The organism is Rhizobium sp. BK377, from assembly GCF_014193935.1.
Lineage (GTDB): Bacteria > Pseudomonadota > Alphaproteobacteria > Rhizobiales > Rhizobiaceae > Rhizobium.
The window spans coordinates 44,374-65,934 of record NZ_JACIAC010000009.1 but is presented as its reverse complement, the minus strand read 5'-3'; the positions used below and the strand labels follow the sequence as shown (position 1 = coordinate 65,934).

Annotated in this window: 22 protein-coding genes; 9 read left to right on the top strand and 13 right to left on the bottom strand. The window is 58.6% G+C overall.

Annotated features, from left to right (window positions below; translation table 11 throughout):
* Positions 1–12: 12 nt before the first annotated feature.
* Complete coding sequence (locus tag FHT92_RS27070; protein WP_183831051.1) at positions 13–792, bottom strand: DUF1194 domain-containing protein; 780 nt, start codon at positions 790–792, stop codon at positions 13–15.
* A 223-nt stretch (positions 793–1,015) separates the two neighbouring features.
* Here FHT92_RS27070 and FHT92_RS27065 point away from each other — a divergent pair, with 223 nt between their 5' ends.
* The gene (locus tag FHT92_RS27065) at positions 1,016–1,258 is read left to right on the top strand and encodes a DUF6074 family protein (RefSeq protein ID WP_183743023.1); all 243 of its coding nucleotides are present in this window, start codon (positions 1,016–1,018) and stop codon (positions 1,256–1,258) included.
* 5 nt (positions 1,259–1,263) lie between these two features.
* Here FHT92_RS27065 and FHT92_RS27060 read toward each other — a convergent pair whose 3' ends face one another.
* The 3 genes from FHT92_RS27060 to FHT92_RS27050 form a co-directional block, all read right to left on the bottom strand.
* A complete protein-coding gene (locus tag FHT92_RS27060) occupies positions 1,264–1,566 on the bottom strand; it encodes a hypothetical protein (protein ID WP_183831048.1) in 303 nt (100 codons plus the stop codon).
* A 140-nt stretch (positions 1,567–1,706) separates the two neighbouring features.
* The gene (locus tag FHT92_RS27055; protein WP_183743019.1) at positions 1,707–1,928 is read right to left on the bottom strand and encodes a hypothetical protein; all 222 of its coding nucleotides are present in this window, start codon (positions 1,926–1,928) and stop codon (positions 1,707–1,709) included.
* A gap of 46 nt (positions 1,929–1,974) precedes the next feature.
* Positions 1,975–2,694, bottom strand: a complete 720-nt coding sequence (locus tag FHT92_RS27050) for a Crp/Fnr family transcriptional regulator (protein WP_183831046.1) — start codon at positions 2,692–2,694, stop codon at positions 1,975–1,977.
* 119 nt (positions 2,695–2,813) lie between these two features.
* Between FHT92_RS27050 and FHT92_RS27045 the strand changes: the two genes are divergently transcribed.
* Together FHT92_RS27045 and FHT92_RS27040 are read left to right on the top strand one after the other, a co-directional pair.
* A complete protein-coding gene (locus FHT92_RS27045; RefSeq protein WP_183743497.1) occupies positions 2,814–3,047 on the top strand; it encodes a DUF6894 family protein in 234 nt (77 codons plus the stop codon).
* A 283-nt stretch (positions 3,048–3,330) separates the two neighbouring features.
* A complete protein-coding gene (locus FHT92_RS27040; RefSeq protein ID WP_183831044.1) occupies positions 3,331–4,992 on the top strand; it encodes an alpha-amylase family protein in 1,662 nt (553 codons plus the stop codon).
* Between the two features lie 72 nt (positions 4,993–5,064).
* On the opposite strand, the gene FHT92_RS27035 is transcribed toward FHT92_RS27040, so the two are convergent.
* The gene (locus FHT92_RS27035; protein ID WP_183831043.1) at positions 5,065–6,405 is read right to left on the bottom strand and encodes a sorbosone dehydrogenase family protein; all 1,341 of its coding nucleotides are present in this window, start codon (positions 6,403–6,405) and stop codon (positions 5,065–5,067) included.
* Positions 6,402–6,851, bottom strand: a complete 450-nt coding sequence (locus FHT92_RS27030) for a DUF2231 domain-containing protein (RefSeq protein ID WP_246735568.1) — start codon at positions 6,849–6,851, stop codon at positions 6,402–6,404. The genes FHT92_RS27035 and FHT92_RS27030 overlap by 4 nt, the downstream gene beginning before the upstream one ends.
* Positions 6,852–7,005: 154 nt before the next feature.
* Here FHT92_RS27030 and FHT92_RS27025 point away from each other — a divergent pair, with 154 nt between their 5' ends.
* The 3 genes from FHT92_RS27025 to FHT92_RS27015 all read left to right on the top strand — a co-directional run bounded on the left by FHT92_RS27025 (position 7,006) and on the right by FHT92_RS27015 (position 10,088).
* Positions 7,006–8,178, top strand: a complete 1,173-nt coding sequence (locus FHT92_RS27025) for an HlyD family secretion protein (RefSeq protein WP_183743493.1) — start codon at positions 7,006–7,008, stop codon at positions 8,176–8,178.
* A 1-nt stretch (position 8,179) separates the two neighbouring features.
* A complete protein-coding gene (locus FHT92_RS27020; protein WP_246735567.1) occupies positions 8,180–9,790 on the top strand; it encodes a DHA2 family efflux MFS transporter permease subunit in 1,611 nt (536 codons plus the stop codon).
* A 106-nt stretch (positions 9,791–9,896) separates the two neighbouring features.
* Positions 9,897–10,088 (top strand): hypothetical protein, encoded by a 192-nt coding sequence (locus FHT92_RS27015; protein ID WP_183743010.1) that lies wholly within the window; start codon positions 9,897–9,899, stop codon positions 10,086–10,088.
* Between the two features lie 57 nt (positions 10,089–10,145).
* Here the strand turns inward: FHT92_RS27015 and FHT92_RS27010 are convergent, their stop codons facing one another.
* From FHT92_RS27010 to FHT92_RS26985, 6 genes are all read right to left on the bottom strand, one after another.
* Positions 10,146–11,216: an ABC transporter ATP-binding protein gene (locus tag FHT92_RS27010; RefSeq protein ID WP_183831041.1), complete on the bottom strand. Its 1,071-nt coding sequence runs from the start codon at positions 11,214–11,216 to the stop codon at positions 10,146–10,148.
* Complete coding sequence (locus FHT92_RS27005) at positions 11,213–12,040, bottom strand: carbohydrate ABC transporter permease (protein WP_183831039.1); 828 nt, start codon at positions 12,038–12,040, stop codon at positions 11,213–11,215. Before FHT92_RS27005 ends, FHT92_RS27010 begins: the two co-directional genes overlap by 4 nt.
* Positions 12,037–12,939: a carbohydrate ABC transporter permease gene (locus FHT92_RS27000; protein ID WP_183743004.1), complete on the bottom strand. Its 903-nt coding sequence runs from the start codon at positions 12,937–12,939 to the stop codon at positions 12,037–12,039. The genes FHT92_RS27005 and FHT92_RS27000 overlap by 4 nt, the downstream gene beginning before the upstream one ends.
* Before the next feature lie 104 nt (positions 12,940–13,043).
* On the bottom strand, positions 13,044–14,276 hold the full coding sequence (locus FHT92_RS26995; RefSeq protein ID WP_183831037.1) for an ABC transporter substrate-binding protein: 1,233 nt from the start codon (positions 14,274–14,276) through the stop codon (positions 13,044–13,046).
* Between the two features lie 65 nt (positions 14,277–14,341).
* On the bottom strand, positions 14,342–15,244 hold the full coding sequence (locus FHT92_RS26990; RefSeq protein ID WP_183743000.1) for a sugar phosphate isomerase/epimerase: 903 nt from the start codon (positions 15,242–15,244) through the stop codon (positions 14,342–14,344).
* An 11-nt stretch (positions 15,245–15,255) separates the two neighbouring features.
* Positions 15,256–16,290, bottom strand: a complete 1,035-nt coding sequence (locus FHT92_RS26985) for a Gfo/Idh/MocA family protein (RefSeq protein ID WP_183831035.1) — start codon at positions 16,288–16,290, stop codon at positions 15,256–15,258.
* A 289-nt stretch (positions 16,291–16,579) separates the two neighbouring features.
* Between FHT92_RS26985 and FHT92_RS26980 the strand changes: the two genes are divergently transcribed.
* Positions 16,580–17,626: a substrate-binding domain-containing protein gene (locus FHT92_RS26980; protein WP_183831034.1), complete on the top strand. Its 1,047-nt coding sequence runs from the start codon at positions 16,580–16,582 to the stop codon at positions 17,624–17,626.
* Between the two features lie 95 nt (positions 17,627–17,721).
* On the opposite strand, the gene FHT92_RS26975 is transcribed toward FHT92_RS26980, so the two are convergent.
* The gene (locus tag FHT92_RS26975; protein ID WP_183831032.1) at positions 17,722–18,315 is read right to left on the bottom strand and encodes a transglutaminase-like cysteine peptidase; all 594 of its coding nucleotides are present in this window, start codon (positions 18,313–18,315) and stop codon (positions 17,722–17,724) included.
* A gap of 99 nt (positions 18,316–18,414) precedes the next feature.
* On the opposite strand from FHT92_RS26975, the gene FHT92_RS26970 reads away from it, so the two are divergent.
* Positions 18,415–20,082 (top strand): O-antigen ligase family protein, encoded by a 1,668-nt coding sequence (locus FHT92_RS26970; protein WP_246735566.1) that lies wholly within the window; start codon positions 18,415–18,417, stop codon positions 20,080–20,082.
* Between the two features lie 254 nt (positions 20,083–20,336).
* Positions 20,337–21,545, top strand: a complete 1,209-nt coding sequence (locus tag FHT92_RS26965) for a polysaccharide biosynthesis/export family protein (protein ID WP_183831174.1) — start codon at positions 20,337–20,339, stop codon at positions 21,543–21,545.
* Positions 21,546–21,561: the final 16 nt, after the last annotated feature.

The window sequence follows — 21,561 nt, the reverse complement described above, 5'->3', positions numbered from 1 at the left end:
TGGGGCCGGCGGTCAACGATCGAACAAATTCTGCCAGAGCTTCTCGCCAACCAGGCAGTCTGTTGTCGGAGGATTTATCGCAATTTTGCCGATCTCTGCCGGTAGTTCGCGCCCGCTGATTTCCCAGACCAGCTTCCTGCGAACGGCAACGGCAAAATCCTCGATCTTATAGACAGGCAAAACGAAGGAGCCGGGGCCGCCGATCACGCAGTCACCGTAATATTTGTCGAGCCCTTCGGGCACATCGGATGGTCGCAGCATGATGGCCAGCCCGTTGATGACGATGCCCGCCTCCAGAGCCGCATCGCGCGCAGGTGTGACCGGATCGCCGGAATTATTGGGACCGTCGCCGGAAACGTCGATCACCTCGCGATGCCCCTTGTACGGACTCGCGGCAAGCATTGACGCCCCTTGAACAATCGCTGCGGATATGGAGGTGCGGCGCTGGGTAGCGATCGGCCGCATCTCCAGCTTGTCGGCAAAATCCAGCGCATCCTTTTGCGTCTCGATCACCTGCCAATCGATGACGGAACCAGGCACGACATAGCCGGCCCATTCGAAATAGCTGACAGCAATCCGCCCGGTCAGGCCTCCTTTCACAGCGTCGAGGAACTCCCTGTGCCGCAGCGCCTCGACATAGCCCTCGCGCTGGATGCGGACTTCTTCGTAATCCATCGAGCGGGACGTATCCACGGCCAGCACCAGCTCGACATCGACTTCGTTTTGGCTTGACTGCGCGATCGTGGCGGCAGCGCCGGACAGGCTCGCGAGGATCGCAAGTGTCGTGAGCATCATCACTTCCCATCACTGCGTCATGGGGAGAACTCTAACATAGCTCGGCGTGACGACGGCGACTGCTGCCAGTACATTCTGTCAATTTTCGGTGATCTGTCGCCAGCGAACGAACGGGCAGCAGGCGAGGAGCGGTGTCCTCGGTTGGTTCACCACTTATGAAGAACTCATAGCCATTCTGCGGGACACTTAGCGATTCGCCCAGTACAATGACGGAGATAGCATGCCGCTTCTGCAGTTTCCCGCCGACCGACGCACAGCCGATATCAGGCGCTGCGCCGAGGCCCTTCAGACCCTTCACGGCGAGGCCGCCAACCGCTTCTGGCGGTCGGAGATGGCCGGGTTCGCGGCCAACTTGAGGGAACAGGGCTGCAGCGACGCTGAGCTGTCGCGGCAGGCTGCCCTGTTCATGGATGCGGTACAGATGGAGCTTCAGGTCGCCTACGCCACAGCGGCAGAGCGATAGAAAGCTTACTTGGGAAAGCGGTTGTAGAAGGATTGCGGGTCGTAAACGCACTCGTAGTCGAGCACGCACATCTCCCCGTTGGCGGCGCGCACCCTTGCGACATCATATTTGTCGCCGAGCCGGCATTGCGCAGGCGGGTAACGGAAGCTCCTGCCGCCGATGCCCATGCGAACGAAGACGGCCTTTTTCTGCTGGATAATCTGCCGGAGTTCGCGGCAGGAATGGTCGCGCGCATTGACCTCCACCGCCTCGAGAGCAAAGGCAGCCGTGGGGGCCAGAAGGGCGACCGCTAAAATCAAACTTCTCATAAGACCTCCGGATGCGGACGGCTTGGCAGCAGCCATACGGCCCTCAACGGCGACAGCTGCGCCGACGTCGCGCGATAAAGGTAGGGTTTGGGCGGATGGCATACCAGATCGACGCACCCATATTGATGGATACGGTTGCTTCAGATCTTGCCGCGCGTGGCAAAGACCAGCGTCTTCAGTTGTTCTTCGTCGTGGACGCCCTGGCGGTAGAGTTCGATGATGATCGCAGCCGAACGGCTCACCTCCTCCTCGTCATCGGCAAACTTGAATTCGGCCTTCACAGCATCCAGCACTTTCTGGCAGACGGCGAGATCATCCGATGTCAGCGCTTCGTCGCGAGGCTTGATGTAACGGCTGATCATGATGCGTTCCCACGTTGGATCCGACAGGTTTCTGGCACAGCTACTCCTAACGCGCTTCGATCGACAACGACAGATACCCAGCGTCGAAGCCCGCAATCTTCTGCAGCTTGTCCCAGTCAAGAATGGTGATAACCCTACCCTCCCAAGCGAAAGCCTTTTCTTTCCTGAGCGACTGCAGCGTCTTGTTCAAATGAACCAGGGAAACACCGAGGACATCTGCCATGGCGTTCTGCGTCAGCGGCAGCTGAAAGCTCGGCCCGTTCGTCCGGCGCACCGTGCGAAGCCGCACGTAGAGTTCACAGATGAGATGGGCGATATGCGCCTTCTTGGAGCGGCGCCCCATGGCAACGATCCATTCGCGGTGCACTGCACCGTCCACCAGCGTATCAAGCCACAACAGCCGCGTCAGATGGGGATTGGTTTCGGTGATCGCCTTCAGTTCCTGATGATCGACGGAGGCGATGCGACAGTTGGAGATTGCCAGGACACCGTGGTCCACCACTTTCAATGGGAAGGCATGCAGATCGACGAAATCACCGGCAACCTGCAACGCGGTGATTTGGCGAGTGCCATCCTCCAGAACCTTATAGCGGGCCGCAAATCCATCCAGCAGCAGCGTCGAATGATTGGGTCTGCTTCCCTCCGATACGAGATCTTCACCCGCGGCCACGGATCTTTCCCGTCCGACGATCGCGCGCAAGAGCTCGATCTCCGCAGTGGAAAGCACATCGTGACTTTCGAGATTGAGAAGGAGCGGCTCGATCAAGAACGGCTCTCCCCGCATAGGACGAAAGCGGAAAAACGGTGACTTCCCAACAGAATAGACGAATGGAACAATTTGACCGGTCGGCACTTCATGATGAAACATTTCAATGGGGTGAGCAGATGGCCCGATACTTCTTTGACCTTCACAACGGTGACGGCCCGATTCGGGACGATGCGGGAACGGAACTTGCGTCACGAGACGAGGTGCTTAAGGAAATGGCGCGAATTCTAGTAGATGTCGCACGCGACGAACTGCCAGCCGGCGAGCGGACGATCATCTCGGTGACTGTCCGTTCCGAAGAGCGGCCGATTTCCGTCGCGAGTCTCGCTTTTTCGAACGAATGGCTGGATTGATTCCGCGCCATGCGAGGCTGTGTAGCCCATAAATAACGGATCAAACCTGCCAAACTCGCGCCCCCGACATGACATGCAAGACCATGCATGCGGCGGGACCATAGCTGGCAGTCCATCTGCCGGCATTTAAATTTGACACAACCGGCTGCCGCTTCGAGATGCCGGCGGGCCGGCTCGGCATGTCCTCCGACTCCATCAAAAAGACCGTCTGACAGCGCCATTTCCGCGGTACCGGAACAATCCGTCGATGACAGCCTTTTGGCTTGCGAACGAGGAGAAAGCGATGATCAACGACCTCTGGTATAAGAACGCAGTCATCTATTGTTTATCGGTAGAAACTTTCATGGACGCCAATGGCGACGGCATTGGCGATTTTCAGGGCCTCATGCGCCGGCTCGATTATCTCGCAGGCCTCGGCATTACTGCCATCTGGCTGATGCCTTTCCAAGCCTCTCCCGGAAAAGACGACGGATACGACATATCCGACTATTACAATGTCGATCCACGCTACGGCACGCTGGGCGATTTCGTTGAATTCACGCATGGTGCCAAGCAACGCGGCATCCGCGTATTGATCGACCTCGTAGTCAACCACACGTCCGATCAGCATCCGTGGTTTCAGGAGGCGCGACGAGATCCGACATCTCGCTATCGCGACTGGTACGTCTGGTCCGAGCAAAAGCCTGAGAATGCCGATCAAGGCATGGTGTTTCCGGGGGTGCAGAAATCCACCTGGACCTACGACCAGGCGGCAAAGGCCTATTACTTCCACCGCTTCTACGATTGCCAGCCGGATCTCAATACTGCCAATCCGCATGTCCAGGCCGAGATCCTAAAGATCATGGGATTCTGGATACAGCTCGGCGTCTCCGGCTTCAGAATGGACGCCGTCCCTTTCATCATTGCCAAGAAGGGAGCGGCTGTGAAGAAGCCGGCGGAGCAATTCGACATGCTGAGAACCTTCCGCGAGTTCCTGCAGTGGCGGCAGGGCGATTCCATCATCCTGGCCGAGGCCAATGTCCTGCCGGAAACTGATCTCGATTACTTCGGCGAAGATGGCGACCGCATGCAGATGATGTTCAATTTCCAGGTCAATCAGGCGCTTTTCTATGCGCTGGCAACCGCAGACACCGGTCCGCTCGTAAAAGCCATGGAAAAGACGCGCGCCCGGCCGCAAACGGCGCAATGGGGCCTGTTCCTGCGTAACCACGATGAGCTCGATCTTGGGCGACTGAGCGAAAAACAGCGCCAGGCCGTGTTTGCCGCCTTTGGACCGGACAAATCCATGCAGCTTTACGACCGCGGCATCCGGCGCCGGCTGGCGCCGATGCTCAAGGACAGCGCCCCGTACATTCGTATGGCCTACAGTCTGATGTTCTCGTTGCCGGGAACGCCTGTTCTTCGCTACGGCGACGAGATCGCTATGGGCGATGACTTGTCGCTGCCGGAGCGCAATTGCGCCCGCACGCCGATGCAATGGTCAAGAGAGCCCAATGCAGGCTTCACCAAACACGATAAACCGGTCCTGCCGGTCATTACGAAAGGCCCTTACGGATACCAGCACGTGAACGTTGCGGCGCAACGGCGCGATCCACAGTCAATGCTGAACTGGACAGAGCGCCTGATCCGCATGCGCAAGGAGGCACCGGAGATCGGCTGGGGCGACTTTACCTGCCTCGATGCCGGCGACCCGGGTGTGCTCGCTATCCGATACGATTGGCGAAACAACGCCGTGCTGATCGTCCACAATCTCCATTCGAAGCCCGTGGAAGTTGAAATCGATCCTGATGTCGGCGAACAAGGAAACTTGTTGATCGACATCGCCGATGGCGACAACAGCGAAGCCGACGATCGCGGCAAACATTGCCTGCTCCTGGAGCCTTATGCCTATAGGTGGTTCAGGGTCGGGGGATTGGATTATCTGCTGCGGCGAACCGAGATCTGAGGGCTGGCAAGGCAGATCGCCCGCCTACACGCGGCAAGGCCGGCGGTAAGAGGAACGGTCGACCTGCGCGGCCTACCTCGCGGCGGTCACGCGCCAAACCGTGTTGCCGACATCGTCGGCGATCAACAGGCCGCCGGCCTTGTCGACTGCCAGTCCGACCGGCCTGCCATGCGTCTGGTCGTCCCCTTGAAGAAAGCCTGTGACGACGTCCTGCGGTTTGCCGCTCGGCTTGCCATTCTGGAATGGGACGAAAACGACCTTGTAACCATTGAATTCATGGCGGTTCCAGCTTCCATGCTCGCCGACGAAAGCGCCACCCTTATATTGGGCCGGCAGGTTGTCGGCCGTGTAAAAGGCCATGCCGAGCGGCGCAACATGCGCACTCAGCGAGTAGTCGGGAACGATCGCCTTTGCCACGAGATCCGGCCTTTGCGGCATGACGCGCGGATCGACATTCTGGCCGAAATAGCTGTATGGCCAGCCATAAAAGCCGCCATCCTTGACGGAGGTCATGTAGTCAGGAACAAGATTGGGGCCAAGCTCGTCGCGTTCATTGACGACCGTCCAGAGCGCATGGGTCTGCGGCTCCCAGCTGAGACCATTGGGATTGCGCAACCCATCGGCAAAGATCCTGAAGCTGCCGGTCTGCCGGTCGACCTCCAGGATAGCGGCCCTATTCTTTTCCGCCTCGATGCCGTTTTCCGTTATGTTGCTGTTCGAGCCGACGCCGGCGTAGAGCTTGTTGCCGTCTTCGCTGGCGACGAGGCTCTTCGTCCAGTGATGGTCGATCGGCCCGCCTGGGAGTTCGGTCAGCACGGTGCCGCGCTCGGTTATCTTCGTCTCGCCCTCCTGATAGGGATAACGCCTGATGGCATCGGTATCGGCGACGTAGAGATCGCTTCCGACAAGTGCCACGCCGAAGGGCGAATTGAGATGGTCGAGGAAGGTTTCGTTGACTTCGGCGACCCCGTCGCCATCGGCATCGCGCAGCAGGGTAATGCGGTTGCTGCCCTCGTTGCCGCCGCCCGAGGTCGCCATGGATTCTATCCAGCCCATGATCAGATCCTTGGGCCGCTTGATCGACGCGGCAGGTGGCGCAATGGATTCGACCGCCAGTACATCGCCGTTTGGCAGGACATAGACCGAGCGCGGATGTTTCAGCCCCGCCGCCAACGCCGTGATCTTCAATCCGTCGGCGACTTTCGGCGTTTCGCCCTCCTTCCATCCGATGACCGAGGCGACGTGCATCGGGGGTATCAGATATTGCGCCTGTTCGGGCAGCTTGGGATTGGGGCCGATTTCGCTCGTCGGGTCGGGCTCATTGTCGCTGCAGCCAGCGAGAAGCGCGCCGCTGCTGCAGAGCAGGATCAGAGCCAAAGCGTTGAAATAAGAGAACGCAAGGGAGCGGTTCATTCTTCGAGCCCTCCTGCACGCTGGCGCAAGATAACCCAGCCGATGCAAGCATTGATCACGATCAGCACGGCTGCGACGACTGAGAGCGTTAGCCCCGTCGGCACGACCGAGGTCCATGCATCGCGGCTATGTATGAAGGCGTTGAAGAGCGACACAACAAAGGCGGCGATGTTGCCAATGATATAGAGCCAGCCCAAACCGCCCCGCAGGAGAAGCCGTCCGCTGAAGATGTCGATGAGCACGGCAATGGCCGCCAGAGCGCCGAGCAGCAACCCAAAGGTGAGAAGCCAGGAGGAAAAGTTCGTCCACATCATTTCGGCTGTCCGCCAGTAGACAATGTCGGTCAGAAGCGCGCCAACAAGGCAGGCGGCTGAAAAATGGAGCGGAACTGAACGCAGAGGTGGCGCCACGATTGCAATGTAAGAGCGCATGGTCGTGTAGGTCATGGTCGTGATCCGTAAAGGTTCGCCGGGCGCTTGCCTAACCACTACCACCGGAAATTGTTCCGGATATGCGAATTGAAAAAGCGGCCATGCCCGGACTTGCGACATTTTGACCGGAACCGAAGCCGATGATCCGGCGTTGGTCTCCGGTTTCAAGATGAAAGATTTTGCCGTGCCCCAAAACCAGCGCGCCGCCGCCAGGCAACAGCAACCCTCCGCTCCCACAAAAGATGAAGCCCCGGTCAAAGAGGCGGAAAACAATGCCGAGGAGGGCCAGGAGAAGGAGCAGCGACCCTCCGTCGTCAGGCGTCATCCGATCGCTGCTCTTCTCATCGTTCTTGCGCTGATTGCCCTTGCTGTCGGCGGTTACTTCATCTGGCTCATCTATTTCCATCCTTATGAGACGACAGACGACGCGTTCCTCGATGCGCGCAGCTTCTCCGTCGCGGCCAAGATCTCAGGTTACGTGTCGGATGTTCCTGTCTCCGACAACCAGCATGTCGATGCCGGAACGGTGATCGCCAAGATCGACCCGCGCGACTACCAGATCGCGCTCGATCAGGCGCACAGCCAGATAGACGTCGCAAAGGCTGCCATTTCGAGCGCCGAAGCCCAGATCGCCGCGGCAGCGGCGGCAATTGACGAAGCAAAGGCGCAGCTGACATCGGCAGAGGCCGCCCTTCAATATGCCAAGGACGAGAACAACAGACAACAGCAACTGGTCAAAAGCGGTGCAGGCTCCGAGCAGGCAGCCCAGCAGGCGGTGTCCACCTTGCGGCAGAACGAGGCGAGCACCGCTCAGGCCCAAGCAAGCGTTACCTCAGCCATCAAGAATAAGGCGGCTGCCGAAGCGCAGAGGGCAAGCGCGGTCGCCAATCTGCATCAGGCGGAAGCACAGGTCGAGACGGCCGAACAGAACCTCAGCTACACGACGATCACGGCCGCCCAGCCGGGTCGTGTCGTGAAGCTCAGCGGCGCGAAGGGGCAATATATCCAGGCCGGACAGGCAGTCTCCATGTTCGTGCCCGACGAGATCTGGGTGACGGCCAATTTCAAGGAAACCCAGCTGACTGACATGCGGCCGGGCCAACCTGTCGACGTGACGATCGATGCCTATCCAGATCATTTGCTTCGTGGCCGTGTCGATTCCGTCCAGCCCGGTTCGGGCACTGCCTTTTCACTGCTTCCGGCTGAAAACGCGACCGGCAACTATGTCAAGGTCACACAGCGCGTGCCCGTCAAGATCGTCGTCGACAATTGGCCCCAAGATGTGGCGATCGGTCCCGGCATGTCCGTGGTTCCGACGGTTACCGTGCGGCCGAGGAACTGACATGAGTGATGCCACGACAGCGGATGGCATGCCGGCATCCGGTGCCAGGGTTGTCAATCCGTGGCTGATTGCCCTGGTCGTTTCACTCGCAACCTTCATGGAAGTTCTGGATACGACAATTGCCAATGTGGCGCTGCGCTATATCTCCGGCGGTCTTGCCGTCAGCGCCGATGAAGCTTCATGGGTCGTCACGACCTATCTCGTCTCCAACGCCATCATTCTCGTCGCCAGCAGCTTCATTGCCAAGCGTTACGGGAGACGGCGCTTCTACCTTCTGTGCCTTGCGACGTTCACCATCGCCTCCATCTGCTGCGGCCTTGCCTGGAACCTGGAATCCCTGCTGATTTTCCGCATGATCCAGGGCTTTGCCGGCGGCGGCATGGTGCCGATCTCCCAGTCGATCCTCGCCGATTCCTTCCCGCCATCGAAACGCAGCCAGGCTTTTGCCCTGTTCGGCGTCGCCGTGGTCGTCGCTCCCGTGGTCGGCCCGACGCTCGGCGGCTACCTCTCTGACAACTTCTCCTGGCACTGGTGCTTTCTGATCAACGGACCGGTCGGCCTCTTCGCATTCGTCCTCGTATACGTCCTGGTGAACGAACCGGATTCACTGCGTCAGGAACGGGCGCGGATGCGTCAGCAAGGCGTGCGTTTCGATATTATCGGCTTCCTGATGGTTGCGACCTTTCTCGGGGCACTCGAACTGGTTCTCGACCGTGGCCAGACGGAAGACTGGTTCGGCTCGAACTTCATCATAGTCGCGACGGCAATCTGCGTTGCAGCTTTTCTTCTCGCGATTCCCTGGCTGATGAACGCGGCCAATCCTGTCGTCGACGTCCGCCTGCTGGCAAGCCGGCAATTCGGCTCCTGTTTTATCGTCATGCTGGCGACAGGCGCAATTCTGATCGCCACGACCCAGTTCATCCCGCTGGTCCTGCAGCAGAATTTCGGCTATACGGCGACCTGGGCCGGTCTTGCGCTTTCGCCCGGCGGCCTGGTCACGATGTTCATGATGTTCGTGGCGGGGCGGATTTCCAATAAGTTCCAGCCGAAATACCTGATCGCGATTGGCACAGCGATCATTGCTGCCGCCATGTATGACATGACGCGCCTCAACGCAGACCTCAACTTCGGTTTCTTCGTCTGGTCGCGCATCTATCTCGGCCTGGGCCTGCCGCTGATCTTCATCCCGATGACCGCAGCCTCCTATGACGGCCTGAGACCCGACCAGACGGACCAAGCATCGGCCCTGATCAATGCGGCGCGCAACACAGGTGGTTCGATCGGCGTTGCGATTGCGTCAAACGTGCTTGCCCATCGGGAGCAGTGGCATCAAAGCCGGCTGGTCGAGCACGTCATTCCTTCCGACCCCACCTACAACCACGCGCTGCAGAGCGCCACGCAATATTTAGCCGGCAAAGGGGCGGGAGCTGTCGATGCACAATCGCAGGCCATGGGTTGGATCGGCCAGCAGGTACAGATCCAGGCGAGCTATCTTGCTTATATCGACGTTTTCCACACGCTAATGTGGCTGTCGCTTGCCGTTCTGCCGCTCGCGTTCATCCTGCGCAGGATCGACCTTGGCGAGGGTTCCGGCCATCAGGGCGGACACTGATCTGCCTGATGTCGGCAACTTCTTGTATATCCCCTTATCTGGGGGTTCATTCGAATCGCCGCATGTACTATGTATGTGGCGTGATACTCGCACGAGACAGGTACTGATGACTCCAGAAATGTCCGGCTTTGAATGCACCCGCGGCAATGCCGTTTCCGGCAAATTCAAGCTTTCGAGCAAACTCCCCTACTTTATCGTCGCCGGACTTGCTGTGGCCATGTGGGCAAACTCGAGCGAAGCGCCCCATGGTACAGAGGTGGCGGCCAAACAAGCCACGCCGGCTTCGCTCGCTCGATAAGAAGGGCAATGTCCCGCCGCTGACCGCTGCGGAAATTGATCCGGCAGAAGCCGGATCTCAAATTCTGACGCCGCTCGCCTCATCGAAGAGATGCACCTGGGCTGGAGCCACCGCCACGCCGATCGTCTGGCCCGGCTGAACCGTTCCCCTGCCAGTTTCGACGATCGTCAGCTCAGGCGTCGTCGCCGCAGTGATGAAGGTCGAGGAGCCCGTCGATTCGACGACCGCGACCGGCACGTCAAAACTCCCCTGCCCCTGGTTGGTGATGCCGATATGCTCGGGACGGATGCCGACGGTAACCTTGCTGCCGGGCTGAATTTGATGATCGATGGCAATCGGCTGCCTGATCACGCCGAGATCGAGCGTCAGGCTTTTTCCATCCTCGTCGGCAATTGCGGGAATGAAGTTCATCGCGGGCGAGCCTATGAAACCCGCGACGAATTTGTTGGCAGGCTTGTCGTAAAGGTCGAGCGGCCTGCCCTGCTGCTCGATAACGCCGTCCTTCATGACGACGACATGATCAGCCATCGTCATCGCCTCGATCTGGTCATGCGTCACATAGACCGAGGTCGCGTGCAGACGGTCGTGCAGGGCGCGGATCTCCTTGCGCATATGGACGCGCAGCGCCGCATCGAGATTTGATAGCGGCTCATCGAAAAGGAAAGCCTTCGGGTGGCGGATGATGGCGCGGCTCATGGCGACGCGCTGGCGCTGGCCGCCGGAGAGTTCACGCGGATAGCGCTTCAAGAGATGCGAAAGGCCTGTCGTGGCCGCGACCTCCTCGGCCGCCTTTCTCGCCTCCGCCTTTGCAACGCCGCGCATGCGCAGGCTGTAGGTGAGATTTTCCTCAACAGTCATATGCGGATAGAGCGCATAGGACTGAAACACCATGGCGACATCGCGTTTACGCGGCGGCACTCCGTTCATCAACTCGCCGGCAATCTTCAGGCTGCCATCGGAAATGGTCTCCAGGCCGGCGAGCGAACGCAGCAAGGTCGACTTGCCGCAGCCGGAAGGACCGACGAGCGCAACGAAGGTGCCCTTGGTGATGGAGAGGTCGATATTCTTCAAGGCATGGAAGGCGCCGTAATGTTTGTTGACGCCGGCAAGCTCGATCTGAGGGGTCATTTAAGGGCTCCCGAGGTGAGGCCGGACACGATGCGGCGCTGCAAAAGAACGAAGATGGCAAGAATCGGCGTCACATACATCGTGGCGTAGGCCATGATGTTGTTCCACTCATTGGTGTTCGGCCCCATGAAGGAATTGAGCCCGACGCTTGCCGGCTGAAGCTCGGCGGCCTGGATCATCGACTTGGAATAGACGAACTCGCCGAAGGCCTGCATGAAAATGAGAATGGCGCTGACCAGAATGCCGTTGCGGGCAAGCGGCAGCACGATGTTGAAGAAGGCGCCGACACGCGAATTGCCGTCGACGAGAGCAGCCTCTTCGAGCTCCATCGGAACCGCCATGAAGGTTGCCCGCACCAGCACCACGAAGAACGGCATGCTCTTTGCGGCAATGGCGATAATGACGGCAAGCCTTGGATAATTCAGCATGCCGATCTGAGAGAAGCCGACGAAAATCGGTGTGATCATCAGCGAAGCCGGCAGAACCTGCAGCATAAGGATCAGGAAGAGGCCGATATCCACCCAGATATTACGGTAGCGCGCCAGCACATAAGCACAGCCGACGCCGAGCACCGTAATGATGACGACAGCACCGATCGCTATCAGCAGCGAATTCCAGAGATAGAGGCCCATGTTCCGGGTTTCCCAGACATAGGCATAAGTGCTCCATTGCGCAGAGGTCGGCCAGAAACTTGGCGGTGTGGCAAACATCTCCGAGCCACTCTTCAGCGCGGTGATGTACATCCAATAAAGCGGGAAAAGGTAGATCGCCGCCATGATGATAGCGATCGCGAGCATAAGACGGTTGCGTGCAGTCTCGCTCATCCGCGCACCTCATGGCGGGTCGAGCGGACGTAGACGACAGAGGCGAACATCACGAAAACGATCATGATGACGGAAATGGTCGCGCCCTTGGCGAAATCATATTGGCGGAAAGACAAATCCCAGGCCCAGTATTGCGTAACGTTGGAGGAGTTGTTCGGGCCACCCGAGGTAATGGCGGCAAAGAGGTCGAACTGCTGCAGCGTGAAGATCAGGCCGAGCGCGATAATAGCGCCGATCGTCGAGCGCATCATCGGCAGCGTAATCGTCCAGAAGCGTTGCCAGGCCGTGGCGCCGTCGAGTTCGGCGGCCTCATAGAGATCGCCAGGAATACCGGAAAGGCCGACAGAAAGCAGGATCATGTTGAACGACGTGCCGAGCCAGATATTGGCGATGATGACAGCGTAAAGCGAATAATGCGGGTCCGAGCGCCAGAAGATATTGCCGGAGATGATACCGCTTTCCTTCAGAATGAAATTCAGGACACCGAAGTCGCCCGAGAGAATCCAGTTCCAGATCGCGCCGACGACGAGACCCGGCATGACCCAAGAGACGAGGAAGAGACCGCGCAGCCAAGAAGCGCCCGGAAAATTGACCCAGAAAAATAGTGCCAGGCCGAAGCCGATCAGGAACTGGCCGGCAATCGAGCCGACGACGAAGATCGCCGTATTGTAGAGGATAGGCAGCGTTTCCGGCTGGGCGAAAAGATCCGTGTAGTTCTTGAAGCCCACCCACGGGCGCGAGAAGGTGCCGAGGCTGAACATGTCAACCTCCTGGAAGCTCATCACCACGTTGTAGATGAGCGGCAGGCCTGCCATCAGAAACAGAAAGCCAAGCGGAAAGGCGACAAGCACGATATCGAAACCGCGGCCATCCCTGACGCTGGAAAGGATCCTTCTCATGGGTCCTCCATTGCTCCGAACGGGGCTGCCTGGCCAAAGCCGCAGCAGCCCCTTCCGGGAGGAAAATCTTGGATGGCCGTCAGGCCATCCGGTGATGCGGGAGATCAGCCGAGAACCGCCTTGATCTTGTCGGCTGCCTGATCAAGTGCATCCTTAGCGCTCATCTGGCCGGTGAGCGCAGCCTGAATGGCATCCTGGATCGCCTTGGAGATCTTCGGCCACTGCGGATGCGGACCGCGCGGCTTGGCGTATTTCAGCTGCTCAAGGAAGACCTTCAGCGCGGCGTCCTTCAGCGGCTGGCCGGTCTCGGGGATGGAGATGTCGGAACGGGCCGGCAGCTGGCCGAAATTCTTGAACATCTTGTCGTCCTGCGAGGCGAAATATTCGAGCGCCTTGAAGGCCTCGGCCGGATGCTTGCTGGTCGAGAAGATCGCCCAGTTGAAGTCCCCCATCGCCGAAGAGCGCTCTGCACCTTCCTTCGGAACCGGCAGCAGCGTGACACCCCAGTCGAACTTCGCTTCCTTCATCATGCGATCCAGCTCCCACGGACCGGAGATCGCCATGGCGGCGTTGCCGGAATTGAACGTGCCGGTCGAATCCCACTGGCCGCGGGTCAGCGTATCCGGCGAGGCAAGCTTCTCGTCCATGATCGTCTTCCAGACTTCGAGCGCCTTGACCGCGCCATCGGCATTGATGTGCTCGTAGCTGCCGCCGCCCATCTGCGCCCAGGGCAGGAACTGGAAGGTGCCCTCCTCATTGGCCTTGGCCGAGAAGGCAAGACCGTAGACGTTCTTGGCCGGATCGGTCAGCTTGCGGGCATCCTCGACAAGTTCGTCCCAGGTCTGCGGCGGCTTGTTCGGATCGAGGCCTTTCGCCTTAAACATGTCCTTGTTGTAGTAGAGCGCGATCGTGTTCGTCGCCTTAGGCACGCCGAAATATTTGCCATCCCACTCGACCGACTTCAGCGGTCCGGGAAAGTAGTTTTCGGGCTTGATGACCTTCGAATTCTTGATCATGTCGGTGAGATCAAGAAAGGCGCCGCGCGATGAAAACAGCGCGTGCTCAGGATTGTCGACGGCGATGATATCAGGCGCCTGCCCGGTGGCATAGGCGCGCATCGCTTCGGTGACGACGTCATCGAACTGGATGAGGCGATATTCGATGGTGATGCCGTTATGCTGGTCATTGAATTCCTTGACCAGGTTCGGCGCCGGCTGCGTGTCCTTGTCCAGCGACCAGAGCGTCAGCTTGACGTCTTCCGCCTTGGCAGACAAGCCGAAGAGCGAAACGCCAGCAAGCGCCAGCGCGCCCAGAACTGCAAATTTGCGGATAGCCATGGTTCTCCTCCTTTGTGGTTATCCTTTGAAATGGCCGGCATGTCCTCCGTGCCGGCCATGTTTCCTCACACCGGATCGACGACGAAATCGCCGCCCCGGGCATGCTTCAGATGATTGAGTGCATAGACCTGGCCGGTCATTTCCAGGGCGTCACGATAGACCGGGTCATGCCAGCCTTCGATATCGATGGAGCCCGACCAGCCGGCAAGCCGCAGTTCGGAAATGATGTCGGTCCAGTTGCTGTCGCCGAAGCCCGGCGTGCGCATGAAGACGAACTTTTCCTTGCCGAAGATGCCGTGTTCCTTGATCACATCCCAGCGGATCGTCGCATCCTTCCCGTGGACGTGAAAGATCTTGCTCGCCCATTTGCGGATCTGCGGCAGCGGCTCGATCAGATAAACCATCTGATGGCAGGGCTCCCATTCCAGGCCGATATTGTCGTCGGGCGTCTCGTTGAAGAGCAGCTCCCAGGCATCGGGATTATGAGCGATGTTCCAGTCGCCGGTCGCCCAGTTGCCATCCATGGCGCAATTTTCGAAGGCGATCTTGATGCCCTTATCGGCGGCGCGCTTGGCAAGCTCGCTCCAGACCTGCTTGTAACGCGGCAGGCTCTCAGTCAGCGGCTTGTTGCGGATGCGGCCGGTAAAGCCTGCGACGCAGGTGGCGCCGAAGTGATGGGCGTTATCGATGCAATCCTTCCATCCCTGCAGCGTCTGCAGGTCCATATCCGTCTCCTCCAGCGGATTGCCGAACATGCCAAGCGTCGAGATGGTGATGTCGCGATCACCGATCGCTTCCACGCTGCGCTTGCCGAGTTCTGCAAGATCCTGGCCGTTGGTGGTCTGCCAGAAGAAGGGCTCGAAGCTTTCGAAACCCATATCGGCGATCTGGGCGATGCGCTTGTCGGCGCCGCCCTTGGAGGCGCTGACCATGGTACCGATGCGAATGGCTTTGGCGGGATTGCTCACGTCATCTATCCTTATGCTGAAATGTCAACGCGACGCCCGGTCTCGGCACTTTCGATTGCGCCGAAGACCATGGCGAGGCTTCTGATATTGTCGGAACTGACCGTCTCCGGGCGCTTTCCGGTGCGGATCGCCTCGACGAAGCTTGCGATCACGCTCGCATGGCCGTGGGTTTCCTCGACACGTTCCGGTGCGGGAACTTCGACGGGTGAAAAGCCGCGGAGCAGGCCCGGCTCGTTGCCGGCGACAGCAGCCTTGAACCCATCCTCACCATCCCAGGTCAGCATGCCTTTCGAGCCGACGATCCGCCACTGGCTTTCCCAGCTCGTGCGCTCACCTTCGGCACACCAGGAGCCACGATAGGTGAAGACCACGTCGTCGGAGAATTCGAAGGTCGCGTTGGCAGAAGCGCCATGCCGGTACCAGGATCCTTTGGGATTGCGCTCGACGCAGTAGACGGCGAGCGGCTTCTTGTCGGCCACGTAGCGGGCGGCATCGAAAGTGTGGATCGCCATGTCGAGGAGCAGGACATTATCCATCTCTTCGCGGAAGCCGCCGAAATGGGGAGCAATGAAGAAATCACAATGTATGCCGGTCAACTCGCCGATCGCCCCGCTTTCGACGAAACGGCGCAGGCGGCGGACGCCGGAAATGAAGCGACGGTTCTGAATGATCGCGTGGATCTTGCCGGTTTCGGCGGCGAGATCGATCAGCGCCGCCCCTTCTGCAAGCGAGGTTGCCATCGGCTTTTCAGAGAGCACATGGCAGCCGGCCTTCATGGCCGTCGAGACGACATTGAAACGCGCAGCCGGGATAACGACGTCGAAGACGATATTGGCTTCGGTCTGATCAATGATCTCAGCGAGATCCGTGCCGACCCGAGCCGCTCTCAAACCGAATTCCTCGGCGAGCGCTTCGGCGGCAGCCGGATTGACGTCGACCAGGCCGACGATCTCGATTGCCTCGGCAAGATCAGGCGTTTCCTTGATAGCACGCAGCCAGCCTTTAGACATAGCTCCGCACCCGCACAGAACGGCATTCAATTTCACGATTTCCTCCAGCGGTGCGCTTCAGATTCCTCCCGAAACGCCTTCCGTAAACGTTTACGATACTAAGCGGAAACGTTTACTGCTGTCAATGCCTATGCCGGTAGCTCAGATGCTGCGGAAAATCGCAATGCGAACGGGCGCTTAGCCAAAAACCTTTCGCAATGCAGCACTATTTTATTTGAAGGGTTTTGCAAAATGGCGCCTCTTCCTCGCTATGGCGCTTTCCGTAAACGTTTTCTCATGGCAATAAGATCGGATAACACACGTTTCGGAAGAAAGATCGCCGCAGATGAAGGGTATCCGCCAGCTCGCAGAACATCTCGATGTATCCATCGGGACGGTTTCGCGTGCGCTGAACGGCAAGGCTGATGTCAATGAAGAGACGCGAAAGCGAGTATTGGCCGCCGCCGAAGAGTTTGGCTACGTCGCCAACCAGTCTGGCCGCAGCCTTCGCCAAGGCACGACCAACGTTATCGGCTTGATGATCGAGACCAGCAAGGAAACGGTCGAAAATAGCGACAACTTCTTTCTCGGAGTGACGGGCGGGCTGCAGAGCGTGTTTTCACGCCACAAGCTCGATCTCGTCATGCTCCCCTGCCCGAGCGACGAGGACCCTTACGAATATTTGAAGCGCATGGTGGCGCGCCGCGTGGTCGACGCGATGATCATCTCCGCGACACAACGCATCGACAAGCGCATCGATCTGCTCGTGAAGGCAAAAATCCCCTTCGTCGCGCTCGGCCGCAGCTCTTCCGGCGGCGGCAACTTCACCTGGATCGACCTTGATTTCGAAGGTGTCGCGACCAGCGCCGTCGACCGGCTTGTCGCCAAAGGCCATCGCCGCATCGCGATCGCCGCTCCTTCGGGCGAGATCAATCTCGGCTATATCTTCGTGGACGCCTATCGAAAGGCTCTGGAGACGCACGGGATCAAATATGATCCGAAGCTGGTGATCCGCGTGAAATCAAGCGAACAGGGCGGCTACCAGGCCGGCCAGGAGTTGCTGCTGATCGAAGACAGGCCGACGGCCATTATTCTCATCTACGAACTGATGGCGATCGGCCTCTATCGCCGCCTTGTCGAAGCCGGCATTGTCCCAGGCCGGGATCTCGCTGTCATCGGCTTTCGCGAGGAACCACGCGCAAAATTCCTGCAGCCGACGCTGACATGCTTCCGCATGTCGCTGCCTGACCTCGGCGCGGCACTTGCCGAAACCCTGCTTGCGGGCATGCCGGCCTATTCCGAGATCTACCGCAACGGCGCGCGCAACCGGATTTGGCCGCTGGAGCTTGTGCCCGGGGAAAGCGATGCTTTTTTCAGAGAACCTAAAACGTGACGCAATGTGCGTCGCTCGATCCATGTTTCTGACAAGAGACGAACGGTCTCACGCAAGCCCCCTATGCCGCCCGTGTCGTCGACGGCAGATTTCAATCAAAGTTGGTACCAAACGCGCGGGTTGTCGCCCGACTGGATCATCAGCCAGCGAAGATCCGTATCCTTCCAGCCCTTGATCGCGTTCGAGCGGTTGTCGAGCACCAGATCGCCCTGATCGGTCTTGACGACGAGAACCGCATGACCTTCGCCGGCGGGCGTCTTGGTCACGGCGATCCGAAGCGCTTTCGCTGACCAGCCCATGGCGATGAGACGGTCACGCTTCGTCAGCGCGAAATCTTCACAGTCGCCGGACTTCACATTCACCTGCCAGACATCGCCCTGATCGGGCCTGTCATTGACCGGCCTGATCGAGCGGTTGACGGAGGCGTTGACGGCCCGAAGCTGCTTGTCTGCGAAAGGGCTCAGGAAGATTTCGGACGCGCCGCCGCCAGCAGCACATTCAGCCGGGTTCTGAGCGCAAAACATCACATGCGCGAAAGGGGCTGAAGTGCGGCGCTTTTCCGAGATATAGCTGATTGCCGGCGCTGTTTTCAGCCCGCGGGCAAAGCCGGCCGGACCAGCAGCCTCGGCAGTCTGAACCGCAAACAGAGATGCAAGCGCCACCGTCGCAATCAGTGCATGCTTGAACATTTTCTTACCCCGCTTCGACGACCGCGGCGCGGTCAGATGCACATGCCGGTTAAACCCGGTTTCTAATCCTTAGGCTGAAGCTCTAGCCGGCTTTGACCAATGACCGGGACCATACGGGGAAGGAATCTCGATCCCTTTAAATCGATCCGAACAATTTTAATGGATCTCGTTTTTGGCGGCAGTCGAACGCACGTTGGCCGCTTCCAATCCGAATGCCGCATCGGCATAGGACAGGGTTGCAAAGTCCAATTAATTCTTGCAGAGACAGGCGTAGCGGTGCCGGAGGGGCGACCGCTATCTAAAAAGTTATTCACCGTGGCTGTAACGGACAGATTGAAGACCATTTTTGCCGGCCTTTACAGCACTCTCGTGTTGGCCGCCGTCATTCCGTTCGGTCTCGTCGACGCCAGACCTTTCGCCACGGTCGCCATCTGTATGTTTGCGCTGAGCGCAGCCTCCCTGCTGCTCTTCGGAGAGCCCCGGCGCGGCCGCTGGGTCTTCGTCTTTGCACTGCAGCTCTTCATCGTCACCTCGGCTTGGATCGTTATCCAAACGGTCCACCTGCCCTGGGCCTCTCTCGTCAATCCAATCTGGAAGGACGCAAACCTGCTCGCCGGCGCATCGAGGGATACGATTTCGGTCGCGCCGGCCGACACACTCGCCTCCCTCCTCTATATAGCGCTGCCGGCCATGACCTTTTTGACCGGCCTCATCATTGCCGATACAGACAGGCGGGCGCGTCGCATCTTAGTCACGCTTGCCATTGGTGCAGGCTTGATTTCGCTGTTCGGCCTCGGCCAGTTCTTGATGTTTCCAAAGATGTTGCTGACCGAGAACAAGCGGTATTATCTCGACAGCCTCACCGCCGTCTTCGTCAACCGCAACACGGCAGCGACCTTCCTGGGGGTTGGTTTTCTGCTGCTTGCAACATTCGCTTCGGAAAACGGCCGCGCCTATTTCGGTTTCTCATCCGCTCCCTCCGGAAGTTTCAACGAAGGCTTGGCTTTCTGGTTTTTCGCCGGACTTGGCCTTTGTTGCCTGACCGCTTTGATGCTTACTCAATCCCGCGCCGGGCTTGCCGCAACGGGCATCGGCTCCCTCCTGTACCTCCCTTATCTTGCCAGCCGGTGGAAGAGCAGACGCTCAAGGCTTTCCTCTCGAGCGAGCAGATCGCTGACTCGGAGATGGTTGCCCGCAGCCGGTGCAATTGCCCTCATTCTCGTTTTCGCGATCATTTTTGGCGGGAGAGCGATCTTGCGCGCTGACCAGAGGGGGGCGGACGACGACCGCTTTTGTGTATGGTCGGGTACGATGAACGCTCTCTCTCAGAACTGGCTGCAGGGGACCGGATTCGGTACGTTCCGCACCGTCTTTTCGGCCTATCGTACGCCCGATTGCGGGATCGGTGGGATCGTCGACAGGGCGCATAATTCCTACTTGGAAGGCTTCTTGACGCTTGGGGTCATGTTCCCAATCGTCATTATCTTGATTTTTCTCGTCCTCGCGCGTGCTTTTTGGGACGGCTATCGAGCTCGTCGTCGTCAGAGGCACTATCCAATTCTAGGTTGCGCCTCGGTTCTATTGGTGGCGACACATTCTGCTATCGATTTCTCGATTCAGATCCCCGGTTTTGCCATCTTCTTCATGGGCCTTCTGGCGGCGGTCATTTCAATTTGCTGCAGTCGCGAAGAAAGAGTCAGCGAAAACAACAGCGACGTTCCGGCGGGCCTGCGAATCGAACGCTCGGCTGAGATTTTTAAAATATGACCATTTGAAGGCCGACATCACATAAAATCACCATCAAGAAGACTCCAAATATTCGTTCTAGTTGTATCCGAATTACTGCAGAATCCTTACGTATCGCGCCCTGCTAATTTACCATAACCGAGAGAATGCTAGTTGCCCTATTGCCACAATAACCTTCTGTTAGGTATGCAGCAGCTGGCGGGGTCGGATATCTACTTGTCTTTTAAGCTAGCACCGGGCTAAACGGTTTCAGTGCTATACCAGATAGGGTCATGATGGGCATTCCTGTAACTCGACGCGGCGGCATCATTGTATCGATGCTGATCGCGCTTTCCAGCTGCACTTCTCTCCCTCGGTCCGGTCCGGACCATACGGAAATCGACCGCGCTGCAGCAATTAAGGTCACGACACCCAACCGAAAGGTTGGCATCGACTACGTGCTGATCGACTTAAACAAGGGAATTTTACCTTATTTCGACAAGATCCCGACGAGCTCGCTGCGCACCGGTTTCGGTGGTGGTCGCGGTGGAGCCCCGGATATCCCGCTTGGTTTCGGCGATGTCGTGCAGGTTTCAATTTTCGAAGCTCAGTCGGGGGGGCTTTTCATTCCGTCCGACGCAGGCAGCCGTCCCGGCAATTACATTACCTTGCCTCAGCAGACGATCGACAAGGCTGGTACGATCAGCATCCCCTACGCAGGCCGAGTTCCCGCCGCCGGCCGCATGAAGGAGGAAGTCGAGAAGGATATCGAAGACCGGCTGGCAAGCCGTGCTATCGAACCTCAAGTGGTTCTCACGACCAGCGGCAGCCGTTCCGCTGAAGTGGCCGTCGTCGGTGACGTCAACAATCCGCAGAAGGTCGTTCTTTCGCCGGCCGGTGATCGCATTCTCGATGCGATTTCCCAAGCGGGCGGCCTCACGACGCCGAATATTGAAACCAACATCACATTGCAGCGCCGCGGCAAAACGGCAACTGTCGCTTACGAAACTCTGTTGAAGAATCCGGCCGAGAATATTTTTCTCGCGCCGGGCGACACCGTTTCGGTCGAACACGAGCGCCGGACGTTCATCGCGCTTGGTGCATCCGGCGTCAACAATCGCATCGATTTTGAGGATTCGAATCTGACGCTCGGCGAAGCTATGGCTAAGGCCGGCGGCCTCGTCGATACGCGCGCGGATCCGCGGGAGGTCGTGGTTTATCGTAAGGTCGACCGCGGCATTCTCCAGCGTCTGAACATCGACACCAGCCGTTTCAAGGGCGACCAGGTGCCCGTCATCTTCCGGGCGAACCTGCGCGATCCGGCAACGTTGTTCGCGGTTCAGGAGTTCCGCATGATGGACAAGGACGTACTGTATATCTCCAACTCGGATTCTGTTGAGCTCGTGAAGTTCCTCGACGTCCTGAACTCGGTTACCTCCACGGTCAGGGGCGTTTCTAATGATGCCCTCGATACCCGCGACGCCGTCCGAGATCTTGGAAATTAAATATATAGGGTAATAC